The following is a 23,227-nucleotide window of genomic DNA, read 5'->3' on the forward strand; positions in this document are numbered from 1 at the left end:
GGTAATCGATCAGTCGCTCTTTCATGGCAGGGCATGATCTTCGAAGCTTTGACATCGTCGCAGCTCATCAGGGCCCTGATCGGCTGAGCAGGACGCAGAAAAAAGCACAACCTTGTATCGTGCGATTCAGATTCACTCTTCCGGGTTTGCTATGTACACTGAGAGTTAGCGCATTTGGGGAAGAGGAGGTCGGAGTGATCCGAGTCCTATTGGCCGAAGATATGCACATGGTCCGCGGCGCCTTGGTCGCGCTGCTGAACCTCGAGCAGGACATCGAGGTCGTCGCGGAGGTCTGCTCGGGGGACAAGATCCTCCCGATGGCCGCGGAGTACCTCCCGGACGTCGCGATCATCGACATCGACCTGCCGGCCAAGGACGGACTCACCGCCGCTTCCGAGCTCTACCAGCAACTTCCCGGCGTCCGTACGCTGATCCTCACCTCACTCGGCCGTCCGGGCACCGTGCGCCGCGCGCTCGACGCGAAGGTCAACGGCTTCCTGCTCAAGGACGCGCCCGCCGACAAGCTCGCGAACGCCGTCCGCTCGGTCGCCATCGGCCGCCGCGTCATCGACAGTGAACTCGCGCTTTCCGCCTGGGAAACGGAAGATTGCCCACTGACGCCACGGGAAGCCGAGATCCTCCGTCTCGCCGCGAACGGTCGCACCGTCGCCGACATCGCGGCGGAACTGTTCCTGTCACCGGGAACCGTGCGGAACTACCTCGCCACGGTGGTCACGAAACTCAACGCCCGCAACCGGGTCGACGCCATCCGCATCGCCACCGACTCCGAATGGCTTTGACCAACGTGCGCGTCTTCTCGTTTGTCACGAACGGTCCCGCGCTCCAAGTCGTGACGATCGCATACGACGCAACGAAGAAATCACGGTTCCCCGGGTGTTTCCGGCACTGTTCCGAAGGTTCTCCCTCTGTCACCGTCACAGAGGGGGAGTCCGCCGGAGGGGCAGGGGATGCACGGGATGAGTACCGAACCGGGACACGTCGCGAACGTCGCGGTGCGCGCGCGGCTCCTCGGCCCGCTCGAACTGCACGCCGGCGGGGCCGATCGCGCACCGACCACGCCGAAACTCCTGCAGCTGCTGGCGATGCTGCTCGTCCGCCCCGGCAAGACGGTCCACGTCGATTCCCTGGTCCACGAGCTGTGGAACGACACTCCCCCACGCAGCGTCCGCCGGACCCTGCACACCTACGTCCACCACCTCCGCCGTCACCTCGGCCCCGGCGGTGATCTGCTGGTCACCAGCCCGCCAGGGTACCGGTTGGACGTCGACCCCGCCGTGGTCGACGTGTCGGAGTTCCAGCGACTGCACCGCTTCGGCCGAGACCTGCTGGCCGACGGCGACAACGCGGCGGCCGCGCACGCGTTCCGTACCGCGCTGGACCTGTGGTCCGGTCCCCCGCTCGCCAACATCCACTGTGGACCGACGCTGGCCGCCTACACCGTCTATCTGCTCGAACACCGGCGCAACGCCCGTGACCTGTGGATCGAAGCCGAGATCCGCGCCGGGCGGCACCGGGAGATGCTCGGGGTGCTGCGGTCGCTGACCACCGCGAACCCGTTCGACGAAACCCTGCACGCCCAGCTGATCCGCGCGCTGGGGCTCAGCGGGCGGCGCAGCGACGCGCTGGCGTCCTACGAGTGGCTACGGGCGAGGCTCGACGACGAACTGGGGGTGGAACCCTGCGCCGAACTGCGAGAGCTGCACCGCGAACTGCTCTCCGAGGGACATCCGATCCGCTGATCGCCGGACCGGCGAACGAACACCACCCGCCAGATCAAGGAAGTTGAGGAGTCAAGCATGACCGCTCGCACCTACGGCCAGTTCTGTGGCCTCGCCCGCGCGCTCGAGATCATCGGGGAACGCTGGTCCCTGCTCGTGATCCGCGACCTGGTGCTCGGCCCGAAGCGTTTCGACGAGTTGCAGCAGGGCCTCCCGAAGATCCCGACGAGCATCCTGTCGACCCGGCTCAACGAACTCGAGCGGCATGGCGTCGTCCAGCGCCGGGTGCTCTCCCAGCTCGACGCCGGGGTGGTCTACGAGCTGACCGAGTACGGCAACGACCTCGACCAGATCCTGCTGCAGCTGGGCCTGTGGGGCGCCCGTTCGCTCACCGACCCCGGGGCGGACGACCTGTTCACCCTCGACGCGGCCATCCTGTCGCTGTACACGACGTTCCAGCCGGACGAGGCGCACGGCGTCCACGGGTCGTTCGAGCTGCATTACGGCGACCAGATGATCGTCCACGCGGTGGTCGAGGACGGCGCGGTGACCGCGGGCGAGGGCCCGCACCCCGACCCGGACATCGTCATCGAGCCGAGTGGCCCGCTCATGCTCAAGTTGCTGAACGGCGAGCTGGACGCCACGAGCGCGCTCACCTGCGGCGCGGTGGCCATCAAGGGTGACCCGGCGCATCTGGAGCTGTTCACGCGGCTGTTCCACATCCCTTCGGCGCCGTCGAAGGCCGAAGGGCTCGTCACGCACTGAAGAGGCTTGCGCGGCGGGACCTGGGCGACCGGTCCCGCCGCGGTCACTCGAAACGCGAGGTGTCGCCGGCGCCGCGCCGCACGATCTCCGGTTCACCTGCCGAGAAATCGATGACCGTGGTGGGTTCGACCCCGCACTCGCCGGAGTCGATCACCGCGTCCACCACGTGCTCCAGCCGCTCCTTGATGTCCCAGCCCTGGGTCATCGGCTCCTCCTGGTCGGGCAGCAGCAGCGTGCTCGACAACAGCGGTTCGCCGAGTTCGCCCAGCAGCGCCTGGGTGACCACGTGGTCCGGGATGCGCACGCCGACAGTCTTCTTCTTGGCGTGCAGCAGGCGGCGCGGTACCTCCTTGGTTGCCGGGAGGATGAACGTGTAACTGCCCGGTGTGGACGCCTTGATCGCCCGGAAGACCGCGTTGTCGATGTGCACGAACTGGCCCAACTGGGCGAAGTCCTGGCACACCAGGGTGAAGTGATGGCGGTCGTCGAGCTTGCGGATGCTCCGGATGCGGTCGATGCCGTCCTTGTTCCCCAGCTGGCAGCCCAGTGCGAAGCAGGAGTCTGTCGGGTACGCGATCAGTCCGTCTCCGCGCAGGATGTCGACGACCTGTCCGATCGCGCGCCGTTGCGGATTTTCCGGATGTACGTCGAAATACCTGGCCATGCGCCGAGCTTAGGGCCACCGGCCCGCTCCCGCCGCGACAGGCCACCCGGCGTGGCGTTCACGCTGTCGGTTCACGCTGTCGGTACACGCTGTCGGTACACGCTTTCGGTACACAGTGGAGCCCGCCTCTTCCATCGTGGCGTGTTCCGCGATCGTTCGCGTGGTGCGAACGTCCCACACCCGCACGGGTGACGGCGGGATTTTCCCTGTCCCCGGCGGGGAAACGTCTCCCTGTTCGCCGTTCTCCCTTACCCTGAACGATCAACCGGGGTAACGAGCATGGGTTAGGATCCGAATACACCGCGATGGAAGGTCGTGCGGCGCCCGCCCTCGGCCGTCGTGAGGGCGAAGCACGACGAAGCGTAAGACGTCTCCTGTTATTACTGGGGTGCCTGTGCCGGAACAGCTCGCGGTGACCGCCGAACCTCTGGGGACCGCCGGGATCGATCGGCGCCCCCGGCGCGCGCTGTTCCTCGCCGGACTGATCATCACCGTCGTCTTCGTCAACTCCTGCCTGTTCGGCCTCCTCGCGGTGCTACTGCGGCCGGGGGTGGACTTCTGGCATGGACTGCTCGCGGTGCTGTACGTCGGGCCTGTGCTGGCGATCCAGCTGCTGTACTTCAGCCGTCCCGCGGTCCGACTGGACACGAAGCTCGCGAAGGGCATGCTGGTGGTCCAGGCGTGCCTGGCCTACCTGCCGACCCTGCACTTCGAGGCGGCGCTGAGCTCGCTGACCACCCTCGCGGCGGGCAGCGCGCTGCTGCTCTTCCGGCCGCGTACGGGCTGGACGGTGTTCACCGTGTTCATGGCGGGCACGACGTGGATCCTGTGGACCTACGACGACACCGTGCTCGGCGCGGTGTTCGACAGCATCACCGCGATCTTTTACGCGCTGGTCGTGTACCTGCTGACCTGGCTCGCGCGGCTGGTGACCGAACTGCACCAGGCCAGGACCGAACTGGCGCGCCGCGCCGTGGCCGAACAGCGGCTGGCGTTCGCGAGGGACCTGCACGACCTGCTCGGCCTCAGCCTTTCCGCGATCGCCCTCAAGGGTGAACTGGTGCACCGGCTGCTGCGCAAGTCGCTGGACCAGGCGCGCGAAGAACTCGCTGAGATCACCGGGATCGCCCAGCGGACGCTGTCCGACGTGCGCTCGGTGGCCAGGGGTTACCGGGAGCTGTCGCTCGACAAGGAATCACGGACCGCGGTCTCGCTGCTCTCGGCGTCGAACGTCGCCGTGCGGGTCGACCTCGAACAGGTCGAGCTGCCGGTGAAGCTGCGCACGCTGCTGGCGAAGGTGCTGCGGGAGGGCGTCACGAACGTGCTCCGCTACACCGGCGTCGAGCACTGCGAGATAACCGTGCGCGAGAACGAGGGCCGGGTCTCGCTGGAGATCGTCCACGACGGGACGGCGCACGAGGACGTCCCGGAGGAAACAGCCGAGAGCCTGCGCGAGGTGACCGAAGAGGTCTCCGGGCACGGCGGCACGTTGAGCGCGGGCCCCGACGCGGCGGGCCGGTGGCGGTTGCACGCCGAACTCCCGGTGCCTGATCAGGTCGAACCTGCCGAGACGGCGCTGGCACAGGGGCCGGGCCACTGGTCCAGGATCGACGCCAGGAACGTCCAATGGACGCTGACGGTGGTCTTCATCCTTTTCGGTCTTTCCGCGCTGACCCGGTCCTTCATGCTGACCGGGCATGACTTCTGGATCGCGCTGACCGAGGACACCTGGTACATCGCGTTCACCGCCGGCTACCTCACCGCGCTGATCGCGCTGCAACTGTCCTATTTCGCCCGGCCGAACGTCCGGCTGCGCTCACGGCAGAGCTACGCGCTGCTGTTCGTCCAGGCCTGCCTGGTCTTCCTGCCACTGATCCCGCTCGGGAGCACCTGGCAGAGCCTGCCCAGCCTGTTCGCCGGCACCGCGCTGCTGGTGCTGCCGCCGCTGGCGGGGTGGACGGCGTTCGCCGCGACCGCCGCCGGTGTCGTGCTGATCCGGATCGAATACGGCACCGACTTCCTCGGCGGCTTCTACAGTTTCGCGTCCATCCTGAACACCGGGCTGATGGTCTTCGGGCTGATCTGGCTGATCCGGCTGGTGACCGAACTGGGCGAGACCAGGAAACGGCTCGCCGAGGTCGCGGTCGCGGAGGAGCGGCTGCGTTTCGCCCGCGACCTGCACGACCTGCTCGGGATGAGCCTTTCGGCGATCGCGCTGAAGAGTGAGCTGACCAGCCGGATCATGGACATCGACACGAATCGGGCCTCCGACGAGCTGCTGGAGATCCTCGGGCTGACCCGGCAGGCCCTGACCGACGTCCGCTCGGTGGCGAGCGGCTACCGGGAACTGTCGCTGGACCAGGAGTCCCGATCGGCGCAGGCGGTGCTGGTGGCCGCGGACGTCCAGGTGCGGCTGGAGATCGAGCACGAGGACCTGCCGTCGACGGTGCGCACCGTGCTGGCCGTGGTGCTGCGCGAGGGCGTCACGAATGTGTTGCGGCACAGCAAGGTCGAACGCTGCGAGATCGCCGTGCGGCGGATCGGCGACGGCGTCTCACTGGACATCGTCAACGACGGCGTCGAAAACGGGCGGCCGAAGACGGGGAAACCGGTGCGGGTCGAGGCCGCGGGCAGTGGCATCACGAACATGTCCGACCGCGTCGCCGGACTCGGCGGCGAGCTGACCGCCGGCGTGGAGGCCGACGGGCGGTTCCGGCTGCGCGCGGTGGTCCCGGTCTGACCCTCCGCCCGACTCACGTGCTCAGGGCGTAACTCGCGTGACTGGACACCGCACTCACGTGTGCGGGGTTTGAGCACGCGAGATCGCCGCCGGACACGGTCTAGATCCAGCCGGACTCTTTGGCGATGCGGATCGCGTCGACCCGGTTGCGCGCGTTGAGCTTCGAAACGATCGTGGTCAGGTAGTTGCGCACGGTTCCGGTGGAGAGAAAGGCCTTCGCCGCGACCTCCAGGGTGTCGCGGCCTTCCGCGGTCAGCCGCAGGACGTCGATCTCGCGCGGGGTCAGCGGGCATTCCACGGTGTCCCAGGCGGCGAGCGCCAGATCGCCGTCGACCATCCGCCGTCCGGCCGCCACGCCGCGCACGGCGTTGGCGAGTTTCTCCGCGGGGGCGTCCTTCAACAGGAACCCGTTCACTTTGGCCGCCAGGGCCCGGCGGAGCGTGCCCGGCCTGCCGAGGCTGGTCAAGATCAGGGTTCTGACCTCGGGAAGCTGCTCGTGGAGTTCGGTGGCCGCGGTGAGACCGTCCTTGCCGGGGAGATCGATGTCGATGACGGCGACCTGGGTGCGCGAAGTCCGCGCGGCGGACAGGATCTCGTCACCGGACGCCACTTCGGACACCACCTCGATGTCCGGCTCCAGCCGCAGCAGCGCCACGAGCGCGCCCCTGACGATGTGCATGTCTTCGGCCACGAGAACTCTGATCACCATCGCGCCCGCCCTCCCCGCACACCCCCGTGGCCCCCAAGATAAACACGGTTGGACGGAACGCGTTCCACCGTTCGGGTGGTGAGTTTGTTTGGTCCGCTTCGGCGAGGTTAGGGCAAAAGTGTCCTGCGACTACGGCTTCCGCAGTCTGTCGGTGACTTTCCGTCGCCACATGGATGAACACGCGTGCCGCCACTCGCGCTCGGGACGCGAGTGGCGGCGGGCGGGGTGCGCTCAGCTCGCCTCGGCCAGGGGCGGAGCGGTACAACAGGCGCCGGTGAAGCAGTCGAAGACCTGGCCGCCCGGCCGGTTCGTCCAGTTGTCGAAACGGTCGATCACCAGGTCGACCTGGCCCCCGGCGGAATCGGTGTCGATCCCTCGGACGGCGAGAAGCGAGCGGACGTTGTCGGTCACTGCGTTCTTCATCGAGTTGCTCCCAGGCGTTGCGATGGACTTCCTTCGATGAAGAAATCGTGCTTCCCGGGGCCGGTACGCGGCCAGTGCCAGGAATCATCGCGAGAGTGTGCTTTTCACCTACGCCAGAAGGTTCTCCTGGACTGCTCCGCTTCCGCGATCCTGGCCGTCGGGCGGCGCGACAGGCCCGAGATCCGATTACCGAACGCGACCGGTGCCACCTCTCGAGCGACAGTGACCGAGTGTGGTCAATTGACCGAGATTATGACACGAATGGCTTAATCGTTAGCCTCGGCGAGTAGCCTCGCCAGACCCGCGTACCCGCCCTCCATCAGCCGCACGCCCGACGTCTTCGCGTACGCGGCGTCGGCGCGGATCCCGAGTCCCTCGACCATCCGGTTCATGAAGTTGAACAAGGCGCAGACGAGGACGGCGTCGTGCAGCGCGGTCTCGTCCCAGCCCGCCGCGAACACGGCTTCGGCGTCGGCGTCGGTCACTTTCGACGGCGTCCGCGTCAGCTTGCCCACGTAGGCCAGCACGGGCTTCATGCGTTCGTCCACGGGCGAGGAGTCTAGATCGGCCAGTGCGGCGGCCAGAAGTCCTTCCGGCACACCGAAAGCCTCCGCGGTGACGGTGTGGACCCCGTGACAGTACCGGCAATCGTTGACGCCGGAGACGTACGCGGCGATCAGTTCCCGCTCCCCCGCGCCGAACGCCGAGGGCGCCCGCATGATCAGTTCGTGGAAGTCCAGCAGTTTCGACGCCGGGGCGGGGAACTTCTGGAAGACCTGCAGCAGCGTGGCGTCAGTCGGCAAAGACTCGAGATAGGACATCGCTTGTACCACTCCCCTTTTCCGGCGTCCGCGCGTGTTCGGCGAACCTGTCGACGTCGTCGCGGCGCAGCCAGCAGGCCGCCAGGCAGGCGACCGAAGCCGGTCCCGACCCGGGTACCGTGGCGGTGACCCGCGCGGTGGTCTGTACCCATTCTTTGCGAAGGGAACCGGCCGCCGTCATCTCCGGACCCGCCGCGATCAGCGGGCGGACCGCACGCCAGCGGGTGATCCCGGCTTCGATCAGCGCGTCGATGTCCAGGGCGAGCGCGTCGTGCCGGGCCTGGTCCACGGCCAGTGCGACCAGTGCGGGCTCGTCGGCGATCCGCGCGAGCCCGACACCGGCGAGCAGGCGCTCGGCGTCCAAACCCATCAGGATCACGCCCGCCTCGGTCGACGGGTCGTCGTCGACCGAGGGCAGGGTGAACCGGGAGTCGTAGGGCTCAGACACGGGCGACGTCCTTCGCGGCGCGCAGCGGGGCGTCCCGCCGCAGGTTTTCGGCGACGGCGGCCGCGACCCGTGCGGTGGCGACGCGGTGACCGTCGATGTTGCGAGCGGCCGGGCCCAAGGCCATCCCCGCGGCCGCGCCGACGGCGAAGACCCGGGGGGCGCCGACGTAGGCGAACGTGCGCTCGTCCAGCCGAGGCCAGCCGCCGCGTTCCAGGACGGCCTCGTCGGGCATCAGGCCGTCGCCGATCGACGGTGTCGTGCCCAGTGCCAAGACGGCGTGATCGACCGTGACCGCCGAGCCGTCTTCGAGGTGGAGGCCCACGCCCGGCGTCACCTTCGTGATCGCCTTGCCGCGATGCACGACCAGCCGCCCTTCGGCTTCGGCCGCTTCGAGTATCGGCCTGAACTCGAACATGATCGACGCGCGGCGGAACCGGCCCATCAGTTCGAGCCGGTCGGACCAGCTCACGCCGTCGAAGCGAGCACGGCCTTCGGGACGGAAGAACGACGAGTTGACGTCGGCGCACTGGTACCGCTCGCCCGCTTCACGGACGACCCAGTGCACCTCTCGGCCTTGGGCGAGACCGTTGGTGATCAGATGCGCGGCGGTCAGGCCGGCACCGACGACGGCGAGCCGCTTTCCGCCGCTGGGAACGGGTTCGTCCCAGTAGCTCACGCCACGCGGCGGATAACCGCCGCCCCACCAGGGGTCCGGTGCGGACCGGCGCTCCTCGCCGAGGCACAGCACCGCGTGGCGCGCGGTGACGGAGAACCGGTCGGCGCGCACGGTGACGGCTTGCGACGTCGGCAGCACCTCGCGGACCGAACCGCGCCAGGTCCGTTCCGTGACGTGGTGGCTTGCGGCCAGATGCGTGCAGTAGGCCTCGAAGACGTCGACGGGGACGACCGAGCGATGCCCGGCCTGGGCCATCCGGATCTCCCGGCGCTCCACCGGGGTCAGCACCGACCAGTGCAGCCGGGCGAAGTCCAGCAGTTCGCAGTCGCGGTAGCCCTCGACGCCGGGGTGGTGTTCGTACGGCGATCGCAGCACGCGCTGGCCGAGCAGGTCGACACGGTCGAAGAACCGGCCACAGGGGCGGCCGTCGCGGTCGACGACGACGATGTCGCGCACGCCGTGGTGCCACAGCGCGGAGGCGACCGCGAGCCCGGCGGGGCCGGCACCGACGATGACGACGTCGGCGCCGCGCGGCGGTTCGGGGGTGGTGGCCGCGCGGGTGGCGGGCAGGACCGGCCACTCCCGGCCGCGCGGCGATTCGAGCAGATGGGGTCCCGGAACGAAGGTGATCACCGGGACACTCAGCCGATCACGGTCACCGGGACGATCAGCTCGATCACGGGACGCTGCTTCATCCCGTTGCTGATCAGTTCGTCCAGTGTCTGCTGGGACCGCTCGGCGGTGTCGGTCGCGATCGGGCTGTAGCGGGAGTAGGAGTAGGTCGGCTTCCGGCCGCCCGCGTCCAGCGAGTACACCTTCAGCACGGCCTCACCGGGGCGGACCTCGCCGTCGTAGAAGGTGAGGCGGCGCAGGTCCGGCGTCATGAAGGACTTCGAGAACTGGCGGGAAAGCACGAGGGTGTCGGCGTCGTCGACGAAGGTCGAGTCCTCGTCGGTGACGACCTGCATCGCGACCCAGGTCTTGTCGGTCAGGTTGGTCTCGGATTTGATCACCTGCCAGCGGCCCGGCTCCGGCAGGTTGACGCTGACGGAGACGTCGTGGTCGGTGGTGTCGATCGCGCCGGAGATCATCAGCACCCGGCGACGGACGTCGGCGACGCCTGCCATCTGAATGTCACGCGCACGTACCCGCGTGGAAACGTCCAGTCCCGCGAATTCAGGTGACGACATCTTTCCTGCCTCCAGACCTCGATAACCACAATTTTCATACGGCAGAATTTCTTAATCCGCAGACAACCGAAGAATTTCATGCCGAAGTGGAAGATGTCAAGATGAGGAACACATGATCCACTACTGCGAAAGACTGCCGGTACAAGTGCCGGGACTGGGCCGTTCGGCGGCATGGAGCCTGGTCTTCTCGGGCTCACCCACCTGCTTACCAGGTCAGGAGCCGTCGGAGTCCTCAGCCCAGACCGCGGCGGGCGTACCCTGCTCCAGTGCGCCGATATAGACGATCTCGAACGAGGAATCGGCGCTACAGAGCCCTATTCTGATGACGAGGTCGTGTTTCACCAGAATAATGAACTGATGCGGATCCCGGCCATCTCCGAAAATGTCGTAGATGAGGAAAGCGGATCCGTCGGCTACCGCGAAGAGAGCTTCGTAGATAACATTGCGGTCGGCCTGCGGGGCGTTGATCGCCCATTCTTCCAGCACCTGCAAACCCGACGTGAGCTGGAGGCGCATAGCCATCCGAAGGCCTCCTCGAGGTCTCGCCGGGTCACGGGGAATCTTCATTCTCCCGCGCGCGATACCCGGTGGTCTTCTTTGTTCTTGCTGTCTCTGCTGGTCGTGGCTCATGGCGCTAGTTGTAGCCAAGGACGATGTGGTCGGCCGGGGGCTCCTTTTCGGCGCTCCGCCTCGGTTCCCAGGCGGTGGCCGTCTCCTCGGTCCCGGTGATCCCGCGCGGGTCGAAATCATCGGCCACGACCCAAATTCGCATCTGTGCCGTCATGACGTTCCTCCCGGCCTTCGATGAAGAGCTCACTTGACAACCAAGGATGGACCCGTCCGGTCGGAAGCCGATCGTGGTGTGCTCGAGGACCGCTGAAGATCCGCATGAGCAGATAACAAGTCGCCGATGAGGGGGTACCGGTGATGCCCTGGGGATACCTGAAAACCCTAGGAGTACGCCATGACCGAGCGCCTCGACCCGTACGAGATCTACGCCGACGACGAACTGGACATCGACCTGCTGGGCCTGTCATGGCCCGATCCGGCCGTCCCCGAGCAACGGGACCGGCCGTGAGCGCGGCACAAAGAGGACGACACGCGTGAGCAGACGGCGAACTCGCGTGATCAGACGGACAACTCACCAGTTGTCCGTCTGATCACGCGAGTTCGCCGTCCCATCACGCGTGTCGTCCGTCCGATCACGCGAGGTGCGGGTTTCAGCGCAGGGCGGAGGTACGCCAGGTCGCCGGAGCGGGTGGGGACCAGGCTGAACACGCGGGTGCGGGCGGCGGGGGTGCCGCCGCCGCGAGCGCGGTGACGACGGCGACGAGCGCCGCCAGTTCGGCGTCTTCCGGGTCCCCCCGCAGGACCCGGAAGACCGGTGCGGTGTCCTTTTCGGACGGTGACATGGTCCTCCCCTCAGATCGGGTGGTTGCCGTGCTTGCGCTGAGGCGCCGCCTTCCGCTTGTCCTGCAGCATGTCCAGCGCCCTGGCGACGGCGGAGCGGGTGTCCGCCGGGTCGATGATGTCGTCCACGAGGCCCCGTTCGGCGGCGTATTGCGGGTTCATGAACTCCGCGGTGTACTCCCCGACCAGGTGGGCGCGCAGCGTGTCCGGGTCCGCCGCGGCCGCGAGGTCCTTGCGGAACAGCACGTTCACCGCGCCCTCGGCACCCATCACGGCGATCTGGTTGGTCGGCCAGGCCAGTGACAAGTCGGTCCCGATGGACCGCGAGTCCATCACGATGTACGCGCCGCCGTAGGCCTTGCGCAGGATGACCTGGATCCTCGGCACGGTCGCCTCGCAGTAGGCGTGCAGCAGTTGCGCGCCGTGCCGGATGATCCCGGAGTGCTCCTGCTCGACGCCGGGCAGGAAGCCGGGGACGTCCACGAGGGTCACCAGCGGGATGCCGAACGCGTCGCAGAACCGCACGAACCGCGCCGCCTTCTGCGACGCCGGGCCGTCGAGCACGCCGGCGAACACCACCGGCTGGTTGCCGACCAGGCCGACCACGCGTCCGTCGACCCGCGCGAGCGCGCACAGTACGTTCTGCGCCCACCGCTCGTGCAGCTCGAAGAACTCGCCGTCGTCGGCCAGTTCCGCGAAGACGTCCCGCATGTCGTAGGGCTTGTTCGGCTCCACGGGGACGAGCTCGGCGAACCGCGGCCGCCGGTCCTTGCCCGCGTCCTGCGACGGCTCGCGCGGTGCGGGCTCCAGGTAGTTCGACGGCAGCAGCGACACCAGGTAGCGGACGTCGGCTAGGCAGGTCTCCTCGTCGTCGTGCACCACGGTCGCCACGCCGGACGACGCGCCGTGCACGTCCGCGCCACCCAGTTCGTCGTGGCTGACGCGTTCCCCGGTCACGGTTTCGACGACGTCCGGCCCGGTCAGGTACATCCGGGCGGTGTCGCGCACCATGAAGACGAAATCCGCGAGCGCGGGCGAATACGCCGCCCCGCCCGCGCACGGCCCCAGCACCACGCTGATCTGCGGGATGACGCCGGACGCCTCGACCTGACGGCGGAAGATGCCGCCGTAGCCGTTGAGCGCCATGACGCCTTCCTGGATCCGCGCTCCCCCGCTGTCGTTGAGCCCGATCAACGGCGAACCGGTGGAGATCGCCAGGTCCATCACCTTGTGGATCTTCGCCGCGTGCGCCTCGCCGAGCGACCCGCCGAAGACGGTGAAGTCCTGCGCGTAGACGAACACCCGCCGTCCGTCGATGGTGCCCGAACCGGCGACGACGCCGTCGGTGTACGGCCGGTTCTCCGCCAGCCCGAGCCCGCTCGCCTGATGCCGCCGGTACAGCTCGACCTCGGTGAAGGAATCGGGGTCCAGCAGCAGATCCAGCCGCTCACGCGCGGTGTGCTTGCCGAGCGAGTGCTGCCGCCGGACGCCGTCGAGCCGTCCGTCGACGATGTGCTCACGCAATTCGTCACGCTGGCCACGCAACAGCGGCATCGTCGGTTTGGGAGTCACCCAGACCGGTTCGGCGCCGCGGGCGAGCGGGATCACCTGCCCGTCGGTCGCCCTCGGGATCCGGTGGTGCCGCAGCCGGTCTTCCGGCAGCGGCACCACCTCGGAGTCCTCCGTGCGCTGAGCGCCCGGATCGCCTTGCAGGGTCACGCCGCCTCCTTCATCCGCGCCTCACGCTCGAGCTCGTCCAGTTCGATCTCGCGCACGATGTCGCGCCAGCACACCCCCCGCCCGAGCCGAGGCATCGTGGTCACCACGGGCGGCCGCTCGGGCGAGAGGGCCGGGGCAGGCGTGGCGGATTCGTTGGTGGTCATGACAATTCCTCTCTCTCAGGCCGACGCTCGCACGCGGCCGTCGATCTGGTGGTAGCCGCCGCCGTAGAAGACCAGCGAGTCCTGCGCGGTGCCGCGGCTGGAAGCGACCACCTTGCCAAGGAAGATCGAGTGGTCACCGCCTTCGTAGACCTCGGCCAGTTCGCATTCCAGCCACGCCAGAGCGCCGCCGAGCAGCGGGGCGCCGGTCTGCGGCCCGGCCGTCCAGTCCACCGAGTCGAACTGCGCGAGCCCAGCCGGACGGCGCCAGTCGGCGAAGTACTTCGCCAGTTCCTTCTGGTCCGACGCCAGCACTGTCACCGCGTAGGAGCCGGCCGTCACGATCGCTTCGTGCATCCGGGCCGCGCGGGAAACGCAGCACAGCACCATCGGCGGTTCGAGCGACACGGAGGTGACGGCGTTGGCGGTCATCCCGTGGGCCCGTTCGCCCCCGGCGGTCAGCACGGTGACCCCGGTGGCGAACTGGCCCATCACCTCCCGCAACCCGGCCTGCGCGGACAACCGGCGCCGCGTCGCGGGCGTCGGCAGGCGTTTCAGCACCGGCCGCGAAGGCTCCGGAGATCCCACCGCGGGGTCCACAGCGCCCACGTCACTCCCCCTTGCCGTCGACCGCGTACGGGGCCAGCGCCTCACGCAGCTGCTCCGGGACCCGGCTGGGCACCGTCGCCGTGTTGGGCCCGCGCATGCACGCGATCCGCTGCCGTCCCCGCGCGACCAGCCGCTCACCTTCGTCGGTGAGGTGGACGTAGTCGAAGGTGAACTGGATCTGGGTCTGGGTCAGCTCCTCCAGCCGCAGCCGGATGGACAGCTCGTCGAACGCGGTGATCTCCGCGAAGAACTCGCAGTCGACCTTGAGCGTGAACAGCTTGAGGTCGTGGCGGACCTCCGCGAGTACCGCGGGTGCCTTGTCCTTCAGGAACATCTCGCGGCACCGGCCCTGCCAGCGCACGTAGTTCACGTAGTAGACGTTGCCCACCAGGTTGGTCTCTTCGAATCCGACCGTATGGAGGATCTCGTAGTAGTCGGCCATGTCAGTCTTCCTCTCCCTGGAGCACCGCGAAGACGACGGGATCGGTCCGGTCGTTGACGGTCGTCGCCCAGGTGGCGATGCGGGCGTTACCGTGGGAAAGCACCGCCCAGCCGTCCGGGTCGACCCGGTGCACGGTGAGCGCCTGTGTCATGTCGCCGGTCTTGCGCACACATTCCAGCGCGCTCCAGACCCGCGTGTGCGCGACCGAAAGCGGCTCGCGGGCGTCGGCGGCGAGCAGTTCGCCCACCGAAAGCAGGTCCTCGCCGAGCAGGCCTGCCCAGTCCTCCGGCGTCCGTTCGATCGCCGTCTCGACGTCGCACGCGATCCGGCCGGTGCCGGCGATCGCCAGGGTCAGGTCGGCGCTGTGGGACGCGCTCACCTCGACGCCGTCGGCCTCCGGTTTCCCGTCCGGGCGGTAGCGGATCTCGAGCGGGGCGTCGACGGCGCGGCCCGCCGCCAGTGCTGTCTGCGCCCGCCGTTCCGGCGTGGTCTCGACCGGCACACCGATCGGGTCCGGTTCGACGACGATCGCTCGGGACGAGCCGAGCAGCCGTTCCGCCGCACGCTCCAAATAGGACCCGAGCATCGACGGGACCCAAGGCCCTTCACCGTCACGCTTGCGAACCGCGCGCAGTTTCAAGCCTTCCCAGCGTTCGACGAGCTTCCCGTCCGGGTTGCGGACGTCGAGGTCGTAGACGTAGCTGTCGCCGTCCTGCGAACGCTCGCGGGCGTCGAGGAGCACGTATTCCGGGTCCTGCTCGCCGGGTTCGGCGAGGTACAGCCGCTCGATGCCTTGCGGCAGCAGGGTCGCGTCCGGGACACAGCACTGGATCGCGTGCATCATCGCGTCGCGGGTGCCCGGGTCGGCCAGGAGCTGCTCCTGCGGGAGGAACGGCGCGAACCAGTCGACCTCGGCGCCGGTCGCGATCTCCGCGACCGCGTGCCGCGCGCTGGCCCGGCGGTAGCCGGTGACCCGCTGGAACCGCTTGCCCTGGAAGAGAACCGTGCCGTAGAGCTCGGTCGTCGGGTCGACCGGGACCGGCGGCAGCGCGACGTCGCGGACGACGGTCTCGCCGAGCGGATCCGGCCTGCTGAACCGCAGCCGGGCGCGGAAGTGATCGGCGCTGAACCCGGTCTCCCCGCTGCGCAGCACCACGTCCACTGTTTCGGCGTCCCTGGCCAGCGCGGCGAGCCGGATGGTGGTCGACCCGCCCGGCGAGACGATGATCGGGCGCAGGAACTCCACGTCCGAGAACACCGGTGCCGGCAAACTTTCCACGGCCAGCGTGGCCTTGGCGACCTGGGTCATCGCCTCCATGCCGATCACGGCCGGGAACAGCAGCTGACCGTCGAGCAGGTGGTCGGCCAGGTACGGGTCGCTGCCCGCCGACAGGTCGGCCTCGGTGATCAGCTCGACCCCCGGGTAGTGCACCACCGCACGGTCCACGAAGCGGGTCAGCGGCAGTTCGCGCTTCTCCACCGGCAGGGTGGCCAGCCCCGCGGTACGGCCGCAGACGACCAGTACCGACGGGGCGGCCGGATCGCCGACGACCTGGCGGAGGATCTCGATGCCCTCCTCGGTCGGGATGGGGGTGATGCCGTCGCGCATCAAGGCGCTGACGACACCGAGCTTTTCGCCCATCCCCGTCCCGGACCAGACCGACCATTCGAGTGCGATCGCCCGCGCCCGGGGGTGCTCACGGCCGAACCGCACGGTCAGTTCCGTCATCCAGTCGTTGGCCGTGGCGTAGTGCGCCTCACCGCGCAGGCCCGCCCGTCCGATGATGCTGCCGAAGGTGACCAGCAGCTTGATCTTGTCCTTGTCCACGGCGTCGAGGACGGCGTTGAGGCCGCCGATCTTCGGCGCCAGCGTCTTGCGGAAGGTCTCCTCGGTCAAGGAGAACAGCGCCGCGGGCTCGTTGCGGCCCGCGCCGTGCAGGACCGCGGTGACCGGGCCGAACTCGGCCTGTATCCGGCCGATGGCGTCCGCCACCTGCTGGGCGGCGGTGACGTCGGCGCGTTCGTAGCGGTAGGTGATGCCCGCCGCCGTCATCCGGCCGAGGTTTTCCGACAGTTCGGCGTCGTCGGCCGGATCGCTCCGGCCGAGCAGTGCCAGTTTCGCGCCGGAGTCCTTGGCCAGCGCCAACGCGCTTTCCGCGGTGATGCCCTTGCCGCCGCCGGTGACGAGCAGGACGTCGTCGGTGCCCAGCGGGGTTCCCTCGGCCTCGGACGGTGCGAGCGCGGCGAGCTTCGGCACCGAGCGGACACCCGCCGAGTCGTAGCGGACTTCGCTGAAGTCGTTCGTCGCCGCGACCTCGGTGACCACTGTGGACACCGCGGCGCCGATCGCTTCGGGGTCGACGGGGTTGACGTCGGCGAGGTCGACGATGGTGGTGCGGGCGGACGGGTCTTCCAGCCGCAGCGTCTTCGCCAGACCGGAAGCGCCGAGGCCGTGCTGCACCACGACGAACCGTGTGCCGTTGGGCGCGGCCAGCACCGCACGGCCCGCGTCCAGGAACAACCCGACGTCACCGGCGTCGCTGTCCTCGTTCAGGCACAGGAGGACACCGTCTCCGACGCCCGCGTTGGCCAGCGCCGCGCGCAACGGCTCGGCCAGGGGGTGACCTTCGGACGCGAACGCCGTCCAGTCGGCGGTGGAGATGCCGGGGGGCAGGTCGGGCGCGGGTCTCGGCGTGACCACGTATTCGACCGCGAACGGCCGGACCCACGGTCCGACGCCGGCGACCTCGGCCTGGTTGCTGTCGGCGGGTTTGGCGGTCTGCGCGAGTTCGTCGATCATCTCGGCGAGTTCACCGAGACAGACGGTCGCGAAGTTCGGCATACCCTCCAGCGCCGGGCGGCCGAGCGCGCGGGTCACGTCGTTGACGAGCTGACCGACGGTGATCGACGAAAGGTGCAGGTCGTCGAGCGGATGTGTGTCGGCGGTGACCGCTTCGAGCGGCAGTTCGACCCGTTCGGAGGCGAGTTTGCGCAGCAGGTCGAGCGTGCTGCTGCCACCGTTTTCCGAGGCCTCCCCCGCCGCGACTTCGGTGGTTTCGGCGACGCGGTCGCGAGCCAGTTCCGCGCCGATGGACGGCGCGGCCTCGCACGGGCTGGCCAGGAAGTTGAAAACACCGTCGACCGGCAGGGACCGGACGATACGGCCCGCGAACAGCGCCGTGGTGTCCAGCGGGGCACCGAAGGCGAACGCGGCACCGGCGACCTTCAGCACCGCGGCCAGCGTCGGGCTGTCGGTGTCGATCGCGAGCACCGGGGTGCCGGGCGCGATCTCGCCGAACAGCCCGGTGAGCACCCGGCCGGGCCCGACCTCGATCACCAGGTCGCTGCGCTCGGCGACCTTCGCGGCCGCCTCACGGAAGCGCACCGGCAGGACCACCTGGTCGCGCAGCAGATCACGCAGGTCCTCGGCGGCGTGCAGGACGTCACCGGTCACAGTGGACACGACGGGCCTGTCGAGCCGTGTGAAGTCGAACGCGGCGAGTTCCCCGGTCAGCGCCTCGGCGGCCGGTTCGACCGCGGGCGAGTGGAACGCGTGCGAAACGTTGATCCGGGTCGCCGTGATGCCCTCGGCGCGGGCCAGCACGACCACCCGTTCGATGGCGTCCGCCGGTCCGGAAAGGACGGTCTGCTCGGGCGCGTTGTATCCGGCGATGACCACGTCCTCGCCGTCGGCGATCCGCTCGACGACGTTCGGTGCGGCCGCGATTCCCGCCATGGCACCGTTTCCGGCGCTCGCTCCGGCCATCACCTTGCCGCGGACCTTGGCCAGTTTGAGGACTTCGCGTTCGGTGAGCGCGCCACCCCAGTGCAGCGCGGTCAGCTCGCCGAGGCTGTGGCCCGCCACCGTCTGCGCTTCGATCCCGAGGCTTTTCAGGACCCGGAGCCCGGCCAGCGAGCCGGTGACGATGCGCGGCTGCGCGACGTCGGTGGCGACCTGGTCGGCGCCAGTGGACAGACCGGCGGCACGGTAGATGTCGTCGGCGTTGGCGAAGCGTTTCCGCACCGCGCCGACCGTGCCCTGCCCGGAACCCTGGCCGGGGAACAGGAAGCCGATCCTCGGCCCCTTGGAGCGCGAGCTCACGAAGATGCCTTCACCGGCGGAGAAGACCTCCGGCTCGCCTTCGCCGAGGAGGTCGAGCAGCTTGGACAGCTTGCGCTCGGCGTCCTCCGGGTTGGTCGCGACGACCGCCGCCCGCACCGGCTTTCCGGACAGTTCCGTGGAAAGCGTGCCGGCGAGGTCCGCCAGTTCCGCGAGCGAAAGCTTCGGGACTACTTCCAGCAGTCCGGTCACCTGACCGCGTAACGACGCGGCGTCGTCGGCGTCGAGCAGCAGCAGCTCGCTGTCCTGCCGTCCGGCGACCAGTGACCGGGTCTTCTCGTCGAGTTCCTTGCGCCGGGCGGCACCCGGCGCCTCCGTGACGGTGACGTGCGAGTTGATCCCGCCGAAACCCATCGCGGAAACACCCGCGCGGACGGGGTGATCCGGAGGCCACAACCCGGCCTCGGCCGGGACGTACATCCGCGCGGAGTCACCGACCAGCGACTCGTGCGGTTCGAAGTGGCCGGTCGCGGGCGGGATGACCTGGTGGTAGACCGCCAGTGTCGCCTTGATCAGCCCGGCGACACCGGCGGCGGCCTTGGTGTGCCCGATGTTGCCCTTGATCGTGCTCAGCGCGGCACGGTCGGCGAGCGGATCGGCGTCGCGGCGAGCGGTGGAGAGCGCCTCGATCTCGGTAGCGTCGCCCAACGCGGTCCCGGTGCCGTGCCCCTCGAAATAGGAGACGGTCTCGACGCCGTAGCCGGCCTTGTCGTAGGCCCGCTTCAGCGCCAGCCGGTGCCCCGACGCCTCAGGCCGCGTGATGCCGCCCTTGCCGTCGGACGAGACACCCCAGCCACCGATGGAGGCGTAGATCCGCTTGCCCTGCGCGATGGCGTCGTCCTCGCGCATCAGCACGAGCATGCCGGACCCTTCGCCGGGCCAGAAACCGTTGGAGTCGGCGTCGTAGACCTTCATCTCGCGCTTGGCGAGCGCGCCGGTCTTGGCGAACCCGATCACCTCGAAGGGGTCGATCGACAAGTCGACACCGCCCGCGACGGCGACGTCGAGATCACCCTCGCACAGCGCGTTCGCCGCGGTGACAACGGAAAGCAGCGACGAGGAGCAGGCACCGTCCACAGTGAACCCGCCGCCGCCGAAGTCGAAGAAGTTGCAGACGCGGCCGGCGATCGTGTTCGCCAGCCCGCCCGCGAGCGAATCCTCGTCGATCTCGGGGAACGGCGCCTTGTACTGCGACTCGAGGTCGTGGAGGAACTCGGCGGTGTCGCCCTCGGCCCAGCCTCGCTCGGCGAGCGCCGCCGCGACCGTGCGGCGCACGTACGGCCACCGCAGCCGCATGATGTTGGCCCGCGAGAACTCGCCGGTGAGACTGTTGCCGATGACCACACCGGTGGCGGGCCTCGGCAGCCCGTCACCCTCCGGGAATCCCGCGTCCGCCAAGGCCTGCGCGGCGACGTCGAGGGCGAGCCAGTGTGTGGTGTCGGTGGACCGGAACGTGCTGCCCGCGACCTTGTACTTGATCCGGTCGAACTCGTAGTCGCGGAGGACCGCGGCCTTCTGGGCGTAGAAACGGTCCGGAGCCCCTGCGTCTGGCGAGTAGTAGTCCTCGCGGTTCATCCGCTCGTCGGGCAGTCTCCGGAACGCCCGGCGGCCGGCGAGGACGTTCTCCCACAGTTCATCCGGGGAACCGGCGTCCGGGTATCGGAGACCGATACCGACAATCGAAATCCGCTCAACGCTCATGCCACCGCACTCCCCTAGCTCTCAACCACTCAAGTCATGGAATCCGGTTCCGGCACCGGTCTCTGTTCCCAGGAACACGGGCGCCGTCCGCATCTGCAGTCCGGTCAAGCATGAACCGGGGCAGGTAGCGGAGTCTTCTCTCATGTTGTTGAAGGCCTGAATGGACAGGACTTCATGGTCTGACCAAGTACATGAAGCCACGCAAGTAGCCGACTACTTGCGGTATCAGGCGGCCTTTCGGATCGAGGTGAGCGACACGCGGTGAGCAGCGGCGACGAAACTCGCCCACCCCACCAGCTCGATCAGTTCTCGATCGTCCAAACCCGCACTGGCCACCAAGGTGTCATCGACCTGATAGGGCGCTTTCGCGACCACCAAAGCCAAGCGAGTCACGGGATCATCGACGGTGTCCACCCAGGACCGACTCAGCCCCGGCGGCACTCCGTCCCAAGTGGACAAAGTACGGCGCACGGTATTCCGTACGGCAGGAGAGATCCCCACCGAAGCGAAAGCCGATTCAGCACGCGAGAAGGCATCCTCGACGACCGGATTGCCCGCGGCCCACGAGAAAACTCGCGAACCCGCGGGTAGGAGATCCAGGGAAAGTCCCGGCGAAGCGTCCTCCACGGGACGAAGGAACCGACCCAGCACAGCCTTGGCCCGAGAACGCGCGGAATCCGGCACGGAAGAAGGCAGTGGCGACGGCCCGAGGAACACGCTCACCGCCCGGTTCAGGTAATGGAACGTGAACGCGACCGCGGTCAGCTCCGCTCGAGCCGCCGCCGACAAGGCGCCGTCGAGAGGATCCGGCACCGCCTCACCCGCCGCGATCGCCGAAGCCACCGAGGACCGCCCGAGCGAATCCAGCGCCATCCCGTGCACTTCGACACAGTACGGACACGAGTTCGCCTGCGACACCAGGGAAGCGACCACCTCCCGGTCCGCCCGGCTCGTCTCCCCCGCCGCCACCAGCGATTCCCGCAGCATCGTCCAAGTGGCCGCGAGAACCGTCGGTGACGGCGAATGCAGGGCGACCGGCGGGGCCAGCATGCCGAAGTCCCGTTCGAGCTGGCGGTAGACGTCGCGCACGAGCCCGGACGCCCGGCCGAACGAGATCGGCCGGACGTAACGGACCTCGCGTGACACCCGCCGCAGCGCGAATCTCACCAGCGTCGGCGCCATGATCAGCCGGTCACCACGGGAAGCCTGCTGACCGCCCGCCGTCCGGTGATGGAACCGTCCGGAGCCGGAGCGCCGTAGGAGACGTCGACGCCGCGTGCCTGCAGCGCCCGCACGATCCCCGGCACCGACCGTTCGGCCAGCGCCGCGATCGTCATCGCCGGGTTCACCGTCAGCGCGCCCGGCACGGAGGCGCTGTCGGTCACGAAGATCCCGGGGTGGTTGCGGAGTTCGTGGTTCGGGTGCAGTGCCGAGGTCTCCGGGTCGTCACCGATCCGGCACGACGCCAGCGGGTGCACGGTGTACGCGCCGACGACGTCGTTCGTCCACGGCGCGACCTTCGCCAGGCCGTCCTTCTCCAGAATCTCCTTGCACTCCGCGTCGGCCAGCGACCAGCCGTGCAGGGTGTTCGGTGTCGGGTCGTACTTCAGCGGGCCGCGGCCGAGCATCTGCTGCGAGATGCGGTAGGCGTTGCCGGTGGGCGGTGGCGCGCCGAAGACGCCCTCGTTGTCGTCCTCGGTCATCAAGAAAATCGTCAGCCAGGAGGCCCACTGCTTGAGGATCTCCTTCTTCTGCGCCCCGAACCAGCGCGGTTCGTCACCGTCGGGCACCTGCGCGAGGATCGTGCCGAGCCCGGGCGGGAAGTACAGCTGCTCCAAGGAGTACCGCTCGTACTCGGGCAGCGAACCGTCGAGCTTGTCCCAGTTCGCCACGGTCGGGCCCTTGCCGATGTGGTTGGCCTCGTAGACCTTGCCGTCCTCACGGGACAGTCCGAGCACCTCGCGGACCCGCTCCTCGTTGATGATCGCGGTGTTGAGCCGCTCACCGTTGCCCGAGAAGTACCGGCCGACCGCGTGCGGCATGGTGCCCAGCGCGGACTCCGAACGCTGCAGGATCACCGGTGTCGCTCCGGCACCGGCCGCGATGATGACGACCTTCGCGTCGATCGTTCCGCTGTCGGTCTGCACGCGGTAGTCGGAGTCGTCGACGATGGTGAAGTGGACGCGGTAGTCGCCGTCGTCGATCCGCTCGATCCGCTGGACCTCGTGCAGTGGCCGGATCTGCGCGCCGTGCGCCAGCGCGCCGGGGAGGTAGTTGGTCAGCAGCGAGCGTTTCGCGTCGAACCGGCAGCCCGCCATCATGAAGTTGCAGTTCACGCACCGGTCGTTGTCCACCGCGACCGGCGCCGGGTTGGCGGTACGACCGGAGTGGTCGCAGAACGCCGCCCACAGCCCGCCCGCGTACGAGACGTCGTTCCAGTCCTGTTTGGACACCGGAAGTGAATCCGAAACCCGGTCGTACCAGGGTTCCAGCGTGTCCCGCGTCAGCACCGAGGGCCACATGCGACGCCCGATGCTGCCGTGGCGCTCGAAGACGAACTTCGGCGCCCTCGGCATCGCGGCGAAGTACACCACGCTGCCGCCGCCGACGCAGTTGCCGCCCAGCACGCTCATCCCGTCACCGACGACGAAGTCGAACGCCCTGGTGTATGAGGAGCCGAGCAGGTAGTCGTGCTCGAACTCCTGCGCTTCCAGCCACGGCCCGCGTTCCAGCACGGTGACCTTCGCCCCGCCCGCGGCCAGGTGGTACGCGGGGATCGAGCCGCCGAACCCGCTGCCGACGATGACGACGTCGGTCTTGTCGTAAGCGTTCATGCCTTCTCCTCGTAATGGGCCGCTTTGCGTCGCATGAACGGGCACTGTTCTGATGA

At 68.5% G+C, this 23,227-nt stretch carries 21 protein-coding genes; 4 read left to right on the plus strand and 17 right to left on the minus strand.

From position 1 onward, the window contains the following. The first annotated feature begins 194 nt into the window (after positions 1-194). From ACM6LR_RS29410 to ACM6LR_RS29420, 3 genes are all read left to right on the plus strand, one after another. Complete coding sequence (locus ACM6LR_RS29410; RefSeq protein ID WP_414940662.1) at positions 195-800, plus strand: response regulator transcription factor; 606 nt, start codon at positions 195-197, stop codon at positions 798-800. Between the two features lie 168 nt (positions 801-968). Next, positions 969-1,760 (plus strand): AfsR/SARP family transcriptional regulator, encoded by a 792-nt coding sequence (locus tag ACM6LR_RS29415; protein WP_414940663.1) that lies wholly within the window; start codon positions 969-971, stop codon positions 1,758-1,760. 57 nt (positions 1,761-1,817) lie between these two features. Next, positions 1,818-2,504 carry a winged helix-turn-helix transcriptional regulator gene (locus tag ACM6LR_RS29420; RefSeq protein WP_414940664.1) on the plus strand — a complete coding sequence of 229 codons (687 nt, stop codon included), beginning with the start codon at positions 1,818-1,820 and terminating at the stop codon, positions 2,502-2,504. A 43-nt stretch (positions 2,505-2,547) separates the two neighbouring features. Here the strand turns inward: ACM6LR_RS29420 and ACM6LR_RS29425 are convergent, their stop codons facing one another. Next, the gene (locus ACM6LR_RS29425; protein WP_414940665.1) at positions 2,548-3,168 is read right to left on the minus strand and encodes an L-threonylcarbamoyladenylate synthase; all 621 of its coding nucleotides are present in this window, start codon (positions 3,166-3,168) and stop codon (positions 2,548-2,550) included. Between the two features lie 394 nt (positions 3,169-3,562). On the opposite strand from ACM6LR_RS29425, the gene ACM6LR_RS29430 reads away from it, so the two are divergent. After that, positions 3,563-5,908: a sensor histidine kinase gene (locus ACM6LR_RS29430; RefSeq protein ID WP_414944979.1), complete on the plus strand. Its 2,346-nt coding sequence runs from the start codon at positions 3,563-3,565 to the stop codon at positions 5,906-5,908. Between the two features lie 100 nt (positions 5,909-6,008). On the opposite strand, the gene ACM6LR_RS29435 is transcribed toward ACM6LR_RS29430, so the two are convergent. The 16 genes from ACM6LR_RS29435 to ACM6LR_RS29510 all read right to left on the minus strand — a co-directional run bounded on the left by ACM6LR_RS29435 (position 6,009) and on the right by ACM6LR_RS29510 (position 23,171). After that, the gene (locus tag ACM6LR_RS29435) at positions 6,009-6,617 is read right to left on the minus strand and encodes a DNA-binding response regulator (RefSeq protein ID WP_191259245.1); all 609 of its coding nucleotides are present in this window, start codon (positions 6,615-6,617) and stop codon (positions 6,009-6,011) included. 231 nt (positions 6,618-6,848) lie between these two features. Further along, positions 6,849-7,040, minus strand: a complete 192-nt coding sequence (locus ACM6LR_RS29440) for a hypothetical protein (protein ID WP_414940666.1) — start codon at positions 7,038-7,040, stop codon at positions 6,849-6,851. Positions 7,041-7,306: 266 nt separating this feature from the next. Beyond that, a complete protein-coding gene (locus tag ACM6LR_RS29445) occupies positions 7,307-7,861 on the minus strand; it encodes a carboxymuconolactone decarboxylase family protein (RefSeq protein WP_414944968.1) in 555 nt (184 codons plus the stop codon). Beyond that, positions 7,833-8,309, minus strand: coding sequence for a DUF6187 family protein (locus tag ACM6LR_RS29450; protein ID WP_414944969.1), 477 nt, complete (start codon positions 8,307-8,309; stop codon positions 7,833-7,835). The genes ACM6LR_RS29445 and ACM6LR_RS29450 overlap by 29 nt, the downstream gene beginning before the upstream one ends. Then, complete coding sequence (locus ACM6LR_RS29455; RefSeq protein WP_414940669.1) at positions 8,302-9,618, minus strand: FAD-dependent oxidoreductase; 1,317 nt, start codon at positions 9,616-9,618, stop codon at positions 8,302-8,304. The genes ACM6LR_RS29450 and ACM6LR_RS29455 overlap by 8 nt, the downstream gene beginning before the upstream one ends. An 8-nt stretch (positions 9,619-9,626) precedes the next feature. Further along, positions 9,627-10,112, minus strand: coding sequence for a DUF6423 family protein (locus ACM6LR_RS29460; protein WP_414940711.1), 486 nt, complete (start codon positions 10,110-10,112; stop codon positions 9,627-9,629). A gap of 276 nt (positions 10,113-10,388) precedes the next feature. Next, positions 10,389-10,697 carry a DUF6235 family protein gene (locus ACM6LR_RS29465; RefSeq protein WP_414940670.1) on the minus strand — a complete coding sequence of 103 codons (309 nt, stop codon included), beginning with the start codon at positions 10,695-10,697 and terminating at the stop codon, positions 10,389-10,391. A 112-nt stretch (positions 10,698-10,809) separates the two neighbouring features. Then, the gene (locus tag ACM6LR_RS29470) at positions 10,810-10,959 is read right to left on the minus strand and encodes a hypothetical protein (protein WP_414940671.1); all 150 of its coding nucleotides are present in this window, start codon (positions 10,957-10,959) and stop codon (positions 10,810-10,812) included. Positions 10,960-11,395: 436 nt separating this feature from the next. After that, positions 11,396-11,587, minus strand: coding sequence for an acyl-CoA carboxylase epsilon subunit (locus tag ACM6LR_RS29475; protein ID WP_414940672.1), 192 nt, complete (start codon positions 11,585-11,587; stop codon positions 11,396-11,398). A 10-nt stretch (positions 11,588-11,597) separates the two neighbouring features. Beyond that, positions 11,598-13,304, minus strand: a complete 1,707-nt coding sequence (locus ACM6LR_RS29480; protein WP_414940673.1) for an acyl-CoA carboxylase subunit beta — start codon at positions 13,302-13,304, stop codon at positions 11,598-11,600. Next, positions 13,301-13,468 carry a DUF6222 family protein gene (locus tag ACM6LR_RS29485; protein WP_414940674.1) on the minus strand — a complete coding sequence of 56 codons (168 nt, stop codon included), beginning with the start codon at positions 13,466-13,468 and terminating at the stop codon, positions 13,301-13,303. The genes ACM6LR_RS29480 and ACM6LR_RS29485 overlap by 4 nt, the downstream gene beginning before the upstream one ends. A 15-nt stretch (positions 13,469-13,483) precedes the next feature. Next, positions 13,484-14,053, minus strand: a complete 570-nt coding sequence (locus tag ACM6LR_RS29490) for a flavin reductase family protein (protein WP_414940712.1) — start codon at positions 14,051-14,053, stop codon at positions 13,484-13,486. Positions 14,054-14,075: 22 nt separating this feature from the next. Next, entirely contained in the window at positions 14,076-14,516 is a 441-nt protein-coding gene (locus tag ACM6LR_RS29495) for an acyl-CoA thioesterase (RefSeq protein WP_414940675.1), read from the minus strand. A gap of 1 nt (position 14,517) precedes the next feature. Continuing rightward, positions 14,518-20,337, minus strand: coding sequence for an SDR family NAD(P)-dependent oxidoreductase (locus tag ACM6LR_RS29500; RefSeq protein WP_414944970.1), 5,820 nt, complete (start codon positions 20,335-20,337; stop codon positions 14,518-14,520). Between the two features lie 225 nt (positions 20,338-20,562). Then, a complete protein-coding gene (locus ACM6LR_RS29505; protein ID WP_414944971.1) occupies positions 20,563-21,519 on the minus strand; it encodes a carboxymuconolactone decarboxylase family protein in 957 nt (318 codons plus the stop codon). Positions 21,520-21,521: 2 nt separating this feature from the next. Continuing rightward, positions 21,522-23,171, minus strand: a complete 1,650-nt coding sequence (locus tag ACM6LR_RS29510; RefSeq protein WP_414940678.1) for a GMC family oxidoreductase N-terminal domain-containing protein — start codon at positions 23,169-23,171, stop codon at positions 21,522-21,524. Between the last annotated feature and the right edge of the window lie 56 nt (positions 23,172-23,227).

Origin of the sequence: Amycolatopsis sp. cmx-11-32, from assembly GCF_047608695.1 — a bacterium.
GTDB lineage: Bacteria > Actinomycetota > Actinomycetes > Mycobacteriales > Pseudonocardiaceae > Amycolatopsis.

Bases quoted from the DNA above. Each gene is read 5' to 3' on its own strand.
- ACM6LR_RS29415 (WP_414940663.1), top strand. From the start codon at position 969: ATGCACGGGATGAGTACCGAACCGGGACACGTCGCGAACGTCGCGGTG.
- ACM6LR_RS29420 (WP_414940664.1), top strand. From the start codon at position 1,818: ATGACCGCTCGCACCTACGGCCAGTTCTGTGGCCTCGCCCGCGCGCTC.
- ACM6LR_RS29425 (WP_414940665.1), bottom strand. From the start codon at position 3,168: ATGGCCAGGTATTTCGACGTACATCCGGAAAATCCGCAACGGCGCGCG.
- ACM6LR_RS29435 (WP_191259245.1), bottom strand. From the start codon at position 6,617: ATGGTGATCAGAGTTCTCGTGGCCGAAGACATGCACATCGTCAGGGGC.
- ACM6LR_RS29440 (WP_414940666.1), bottom strand. From the start codon at position 7,040: ATGAAGAACGCAGTGACCGACAACGTCCGCTCGCTTCTCGCCGTCCGA.
- ACM6LR_RS29445 (WP_414944968.1), bottom strand. From the start codon at position 7,861: ATGTCCTATCTCGAGTCTTTGCCGACTGACGCCACGCTGCTGCAGGTC.
- ACM6LR_RS29460 (WP_414940711.1), bottom strand. From the start codon at position 10,112: ATGGCAGGCGTCGCCGACGTCCGTCGCCGGGTGCTGATGATCTCCGGC.
- ACM6LR_RS29465 (WP_414940670.1), bottom strand. From the start codon at position 10,697: ATGGCTATGCGCCTCCAGCTCACGTCGGGTTTGCAGGTGCTGGAAGAA.
- ACM6LR_RS29470 (WP_414940671.1), bottom strand. From the start codon at position 10,959: ATGACGGCACAGATGCGAATTTGGGTCGTGGCCGATGATTTCGACCCG.
- ACM6LR_RS29475 (WP_414940672.1), bottom strand. From the start codon at position 11,587: ATGTCACCGTCCGAAAAGGACACCGCACCGGTCTTCCGGGTCCTGCGG.
- ACM6LR_RS29485 (WP_414940674.1), bottom strand. From the start codon at position 13,468: ATGACCACCAACGAATCCGCCACGCCTGCCCCGGCCCTCTCGCCCGAG.
- ACM6LR_RS29495 (WP_414940675.1), bottom strand. From the start codon at position 14,516: ATGGCCGACTACTACGAGATCCTCCATACGGTCGGATTCGAAGAGACC.
- ACM6LR_RS29500 (WP_414944970.1), bottom strand. From the start codon at position 20,337: ATGAGCGTTGAGCGGATTTCGATTGTCGGTATCGGTCTCCGATACCCG.
- ACM6LR_RS29505 (WP_414944971.1), bottom strand. From the start codon at position 21,519: ATGGCGCCGACGCTGGTGAGATTCGCGCTGCGGCGGGTGTCACGCGAG.
- ACM6LR_RS29510 (WP_414940678.1), bottom strand. From the start codon at position 23,171: ATGAACGCTTACGACAAGACCGACGTCGTCATCGTCGGCAGCGGGTTC.